The 6,074-nt window shown below is 62.0% G+C and carries 8 protein-coding genes; 7 read left to right on the plus strand and 1 reads right to left on the minus strand.

Annotated features, from left to right (window positions below; translation table 11 throughout):
* Positions 1 to 170: 170 nt before the first annotated feature.
* The gene (infC, locus tag QZ638_RS22005) at positions 171 to 707 is read right to left on the minus strand and encodes a translation initiation factor IF-3 (RefSeq protein WP_366936276.1); all 537 of its coding nucleotides are present in this window, start codon (positions 705 to 707) and stop codon (positions 171 to 173) included.
* A gap of 184 nt (positions 708 to 891) precedes the next feature.
* Here infC and QZ638_RS22010 point away from each other — a divergent pair, with 184 nt between their 5' ends.
* From QZ638_RS22010 to trpA, 7 genes are all read left to right on the plus strand, one after another.
* Complete coding sequence (locus tag QZ638_RS22010) at positions 892 to 1,665, plus strand: alpha/beta hydrolase (RefSeq protein ID WP_295814580.1); 774 nt, start codon at positions 892 to 894, stop codon at positions 1,663 to 1,665.
* A gap of 162 nt (positions 1,666 to 1,827) precedes the next feature.
* On the plus strand, positions 1,828 to 2,259 hold the full coding sequence (locus tag QZ638_RS22015; RefSeq protein ID WP_295814583.1) for a DUF2852 domain-containing protein: 432 nt from the start codon (positions 1,828 to 1,830) through the stop codon (positions 2,257 to 2,259).
* 94 nt (positions 2,260 to 2,353) lie between these two features.
* On the plus strand, positions 2,354 to 3,118 hold the full coding sequence (locus tag QZ638_RS22020; RefSeq protein ID WP_295814585.1) for a SprT family zinc-dependent metalloprotease: 765 nt from the start codon (positions 2,354 to 2,356) through the stop codon (positions 3,116 to 3,118).
* Between the two features lie 70 nt (positions 3,119 to 3,188).
* The gene (locus tag QZ638_RS22025) at positions 3,189 to 3,854 is read left to right on the plus strand and encodes a phosphoribosylanthranilate isomerase (protein ID WP_295814587.1); all 666 of its coding nucleotides are present in this window, start codon (positions 3,189 to 3,191) and stop codon (positions 3,852 to 3,854) included.
* Between the two features lie 10 nt (positions 3,855 to 3,864).
* Positions 3,865 to 5,085, plus strand: coding sequence for a tryptophan synthase subunit beta (trpB, locus tag QZ638_RS22030; RefSeq protein WP_295814588.1), 1,221 nt, complete (start codon positions 3,865 to 3,867; stop codon positions 5,083 to 5,085).
* A gap of 3 nt (positions 5,086 to 5,088) precedes the next feature.
* Complete coding sequence (locus tag QZ638_RS22035) at positions 5,089 to 5,331, plus strand: hypothetical protein (RefSeq protein ID WP_295814590.1); 243 nt, start codon at positions 5,089 to 5,091, stop codon at positions 5,329 to 5,331.
* Between the two features lie 114 nt (positions 5,332 to 5,445).
* Positions 5,446 to 6,074: tryptophan synthase subunit alpha (gene trpA, locus QZ638_RS22040; RefSeq protein WP_295814592.1), on the plus strand; the 629-nt coding region annotated here is incomplete at its 3' end.

Raw genomic sequence — 6,074 nt, forward strand, 5'->3', positions numbered from 1 at the left:
TACGGTTTTGGGTTGGGTAGGGTTGATCAGCCGATCGCCCGAATTCCACAAGCGATGGAGTAGCAGGACGACGCTGACAGCCCGCTGAGTCCCGCTGTCAGCAAATTGTCAGAAAAGAAAAAGGCGGCCCGAGGACCGCCCTGTCAAATCTGTCATGCGATCGCGGCTGCCTAGCGCGGCGCCAGGACCATCATCATCTGGCGGCCTTCGAGCTTGGGCTCTGCCTCGACCTTGGCGATCGTCTCGGTGTCGCCCTTGACCTTCTGGAGGAGCTCCATGCCGAGATTCTGGTGCGCCATTTCACGGCCGCGGAAGCGCAACGTCACCTTGACCTTGTCCCCTTCGTCGAAGAAGCGGCGCATTGCCTTCATCTTCACCTCATAGTCGTGGGTGTCGATGTTGGGACGCATCTTGATCTCCTTGATCTCGATGGTCTTCTGCTTCTTGCGCGCCTCGGCGGCCTTCTTCTGGCTCTGATATTTCATCTTGCCAAGATCGGTGATCTTGCAAACGGGCGGCTTGGCGTTGGACGCCACCTCAACCAGGTCTAAACCCGCTTCCTCGGCAAGACGCAAGGCTTCTTCCGTGTCGAGAACACCGCGGTTGTTGCCTTCGTCGTCGATCAGCTGAATCTGGGGAACCCGGATGTCGCGGTTTGCGCGCGGGCCTTCTACTTTCTGAGGCGGCGCTTTGAATGGTCTGCGAATGGTCGTGATCTCCTCGAATTGTTAAATCACTGGTTACGGCATTGTCTTCAGGCCGAGGCGTATGTCGTCTCGGCAGGCGAAGTGTCAATAGCATATAAGGGCAAAAGAATCACGCCGCACGTTCTGCTTATGTTGCAAATGGCGCGGCTCGACGAAAAGCCCGGGTAAAAAAGGAGCGCAAACAATGACGGATGCCACCACCAGCTTCCTCAAGGTCGGCAATACGGAGATCGCCTATCGGCACCGAAAGGGCCGGGCGCCCGGTGCCGTCTGGCTCGGTGGCTACAAATCCGACATGCTGGGCACGAAGGCCGAAGCGCTCGACGCCTGGGCAAGCGAGAATGGGCATGCCTTTCTGCGCCACGATTATTCGGGTCATGGCGAATCCGCCGGCGCCTTCAGGGATGGCACCATATCGCTCTGGCTCGAGCAGAGCCTCGGCGTCTTTCGGGCCTTCACGCAGGGCCCGCAGGTTCTGGTCGGCTCGTCCATGGGCGCTTGGATCGCGCTGCGTATGGCGCAGGAGTTGAACAAGGCCGGGGAGCGCGATCGTCTGGCGGGGCTGCTGCTTCTCGCCCCCGCTCCCGACTTCACCAGCGATCTTGTCGAACCGAAGCTTTCGGACGCGCATCGGCGCGAATTGGAGGAACGGGGCTACATGGAGGAGCCTTCGGAATATTCGGACGAACCTTACGTTTACACACGCGCGCTTTTCGAGGACGGCGTCCGCAACCGCGTGCTGGACGGCATCATCGATACCCATTGCCCCGTCCATATCCTGCAGGGCAAGGCCGACCCCGATGTGCCGTTCGCCCACGCCATGCGGCTTGCAGAGCATCTGCCGGCCGACGATGTCACCCTTTCGCTCATCGGCGATGGCGATCATAGGCTTTCACGGCCGCAGGACATCGCCCTGATCTTGCGGTCGCTGGAAGGTTTGATCGACCGTGCCGTTTAGAGCTGTTGCCTTAACAGTTGGCTTTTGCGGAAATAAATGCTTTTGAATCAATAAATTGTGTGATTCTCGTTTATCGATTCCTTGAATCTGGAAAATCAACCCCCATTTCGAATTCATGCAACTGCCCGGGGGTTGCACGCTCAAGGAAAGGAACGGGTGACCATGACAAATTCTGCACTTATCCGTCCTGCCTGGACGCCTGCGACGATTGCCCTGATGGTGGTGGGTTTTATGGTATTCTGGCCTCTCGGCCTTGCCATGCTCGCCTACATTCTGTGGGGTGACCGGCTCGGGGAGTTCAAACGGGACGTCAACCGAAAAACCGATGAAGTCTTCGCCGGCTGTCGCCGTGCTTCCAAACGCCACGCGTTTACCGGCAACGTGGCCTTCGACGACTGGCGCGACAAAGAGCTCGAGCGTCTTGCCGAGGAGCGTCGCAAGCTCGACGAAATGCGCGACGAGTTCGACGATTACATGCGTGAACTGCGCCGCGCCAAGGATCAGGAAGAGTTCGATCGCTTCATGAACGAACGCAATAAGGGTCGCAAATCGGGCCGCGGCAAGTCCGTCCCGGATGTGACCGACGAGGACTGATTTCCTGGACGGCAGGTAAACGGTTGAAACGGCATCTCATCGAGGTGCCGTTTTCTTTGCGCATTTTTCTTCACGAATCGCTTAATCTTCTTCCATGACGCTTGGATTCCTCAACAAGATGATCGGGCTCAAGGTCGCGGCGCCGCCGGCCGAGCGCGTGCATCGCGTCGCCGGGCGCGAACTGCCCCTGCGCATCGTCGAGAACGCCCGCGCAAGGCGTCTCACCCTGCGCATAGAGCCGGGCGGTCGCGGGCTTCGCGTTACCGTGCCTCCGGGGCTTTCGCGCTCGCGCGAGGTGGAAGACTTTCTGAACCGCCATGCCGGCTGGCTGGAAGAGAAGCTGAAAAAGCTGCCCGAGCGGCCGCTGGTGCGACCGGGCATCAAGATCCCCGTGCGCGGCGCGCCGCATCTGATCGTGCACGAGCCGGGCCGCCGCGGCGCAGCGCACATCGCCACGCGCAACGGCGAGGCGGTTTTGCTCGTCCATGGCGACCTGGAACATTTGCCGCGCCGTGTCGCCGATTTCCTGAAGCGCGAGGCCAAACGCGATATCGAGGCCCTGGTCGCCAAGCACACGGTCACCGTCGGCCGGCGCGCGCGCGCCATCCGCTTCCGCGACACCAAGAGCCGCTGGGGCTCCTGCACCTCCGACGGGGTTCTCTCCTTCTCCTGGCGCATCATGATGGCGCCGCCTCTGGTGATCGACTATCTGGTCGCGCACGAGGTCGCGCATTTGCGGGAGATGAATCACGGAGCCCGTTTCTGGCGGCTTTGCCGGGAGTTGTGTCCGGAGACCGACCGTTGCAAGGACTGGCTTAAGCGCAACGGAACCGCATTGCAGGCCATCGGCTTCGAGTGATCGCGGGGCCGGGGCGCTCGCCGCCGCCTTCCGTCTCGACTCCGCCGCCATTTCGTGCGACTTCCCTGATATGACGATCGACATTAAAATCTGCGGCCTGAAAACCGAGGAAGCTCTTGCCGCCGCACTCGACGGCGGGGCAAGCCATATCGGTTTCATCTTCTTCGAGAAGAGCCCGCGTCACGTGGAGCCCGACCGTGCCGGACGCCTGCGGACAGCGGCGGATGGGCGCGCGAAAGCGGTTGCCGTCACCGTCAATGCGGACGATGCCGCGCTCGATGCCATCGTCGGCGCGGTCAGGCCCGATATCCTGCAACTGCACGGTGGCGAGAGCCCGGAGCGCGTGGCCGCGGTGAAGGCGCGCCACGGCCTGCCGGTGATGAAGGCCTTCGCCATCCGCGAGGCCGCCGATCTCGAAAAGATCGCGCCTTATCGCGGCGTCGCCGACCGCTTCCTGTTCGACGCCAAACCTCCCAAAGGATCGGAGCTTCCCGGCGGCAATGGCGTTTCGTTCGACTGGCGGCTTCTGGCGGCACTTGACGATAATGTGGATTACATGCTTTCCGGAGGCCTGAACGCGGCCAATATCGGCGCTGCGCTGAAAGCTGTGTCGCCCCGTGGGATAGACATCTCGTCAGGGGTGGAAAGCGCGCCCGGCATAAAGGATCCGGAACTGATACGCGATTTCTTCGGCGCCGTTCGAGCGGCGCACGAAAACGACACGGCTCTGGTATGAGGAGAGCGCCTTGAACAAACCGGCAGAACCCAATTCCTTCCGGGTTGGCCCCGACGACGAGGGGATGTACGGGATATTCGGCGGGCGGTTCGTTGCCGAGACGCTGATGCCGCTGATCCTGGATCTGGAACGGCACTGGAAAGAGGCGAAGGACGACCCGGCGTTTGGCGCGGAACTCGAACATCTCGGCCGCCATTATACCGGCCGGCCCTCGCCGCTCTATTTCGCCGAACGTCTGACAGAGCATCTGGGCGGCGCGAAGATCTACTTCAAGCGCGAGGACCTGAACCACACCGGCTCGCACAAGATCAACAATTGCATCGGCCAGATCCTGCTCGCAAAGCGCATGGGCAAGACGCGCATCATCGCCGAGACCGGCGCCGGCCAGCATGGTGTGGCGTCGGCCACCGTGGCCGCCCGGTTCGGTCTGCCCTGCGTCGTCTATATGGGTGCCACCGATGTGGAGCGGCAGAAGCAGAATGTCTTCCGCATGCATCTTCTGGGCGCCGAGGTGAAGCCGGTCTCGTCGGGTCACGGTACGCTGAAGGATGCCATCAACGAGGCGCTGCGCGACTGGGTCACCAATATCGAGGACACCTATTACCTGATCGGCACGGCGGCGGGCCCGCATCCCTATCCCGAAATCGTGCGCGATCTGCAGTCGGTGATCGGCGCGGAAGCGCGCGAGCAGATACAGGAACTGGAAGGCCGGCTGCCCGACGCCATCGTGGCGGCGGTTGGCGGCGGTTCCAACGCCATCGGCCTGTTCCATCCCTTCCTCGACGACCGCCAGGTGGAGATCCACGGCGTCGAGGCCGGCGGGCACGGGCTTGAGGGCGACGAGCACTGCGCTTCCATGACGGCGGGCCGTCCCGGCGTGCTGCACGGCAACCGCACCTATCTGTTGCAGAACGAGGACGGGCAGATCCTCGACGGGCATTCGGTGTCGGCGGGGCTCGACTATCCGGGTGTGGGTCCGGAGCATAGCTGGCTGAAGGATTCGGGCCGGGTGATCTATTCGCCCATTCTCGACGAGGAGGCCATCGAGGCTTTTCAGATGACGACGCGTCTCGAGGGCATTCTTCCGGCGCTGGAATCGGCCCATGCGATTGCCCATGCCATCAAGCTCGCGCCCACCATGGGCAAGGACCAGATCATGATCGTCAATTTCTCCGGACGCGGGGACAAGGACGTGCATACCGTTGGAAAGATGCTCGGCATGGAGATGTGAAACATGTTCGAAATCTATCGCTCCAAGCAAAACCGGCACCACTATGTGGCCATCCGCCAGGACGACGATAGGGAGAATCCGAAGGGGATCAGGGAGAGCCAGAATCTTGCTTTCCTGACCCATGTGGACGATGACGGTCAGCCGCGCATCGCCTTCGATCCCAACGAGGCGAAGAGCCGGATCGACCGCGATGGCTTCTATGCCTTCACCGTTACCATCGAAATCCGCGAACACGCCGAGGGATGAGCCGTTCGCATCGTGTTGCCGCGTTCGCGATCGAGCGCTGAGGCCGCTGCAACCGCAAGGACTGCAAGACGGCGTGGGGGCGCCGCGCTGGATGTACGAGGACCAGAGACTGACATGACCACCCGCATCGATCGCCGCTTCGCGCGGCTGAAGGAAGAAAACCGCCCCGCGCTCGTGACCTATTTCATGGGCGGGGATCCGGATTACGACACTGCATTGTCGATCATGAAGGCGCTGCCTGCGGCGGGCAGCGACGTGATCGAGCTGGGCATGCCCTTCTCCGATCCCATGGCCGACGGACCGGCCATCCAGGCCGCCGGTCTGCGCGCGTTGAAGGGCGGACAGACGCTGGCCAGGACGCTGCAGATGGCGCGCGACTTCCGCAAGGACGACGACGACACGCCCATCGTGATGATGGGCTATTACAACCCGATCTACATCTATGGCGTGGAGCGCTTTCTCACCGATGCGAAGGACGCGGGCATTGACGGGCTGATCATCGTCGACCTGCCGCCGGAGATGGATGAAGAGCTCTGCGTGCCGGCGCTCAGGGCGGGGCTGAACTTCATCCGCCTGGCGACGCCGACAACGAACGAGGAGCGCCTGCCGAAGGTGCTGGAGAACACGTCGGGCTTCGTCTACTACGTGTCGATGACGGGTGTGACGGGTTCGGCCCTGCCGGACACGAACTCCGTGTCGGGCGCGGTGGCGCGCATCAAGGAACATACGGACCTGCCGATCTG

This window comes from uncultured Nitratireductor sp. (genome assembly GCF_913053745.1).
GTDB lineage: Bacteria > Pseudomonadota > Alphaproteobacteria > Rhizobiales > Rhizobiaceae > Nitratireductor.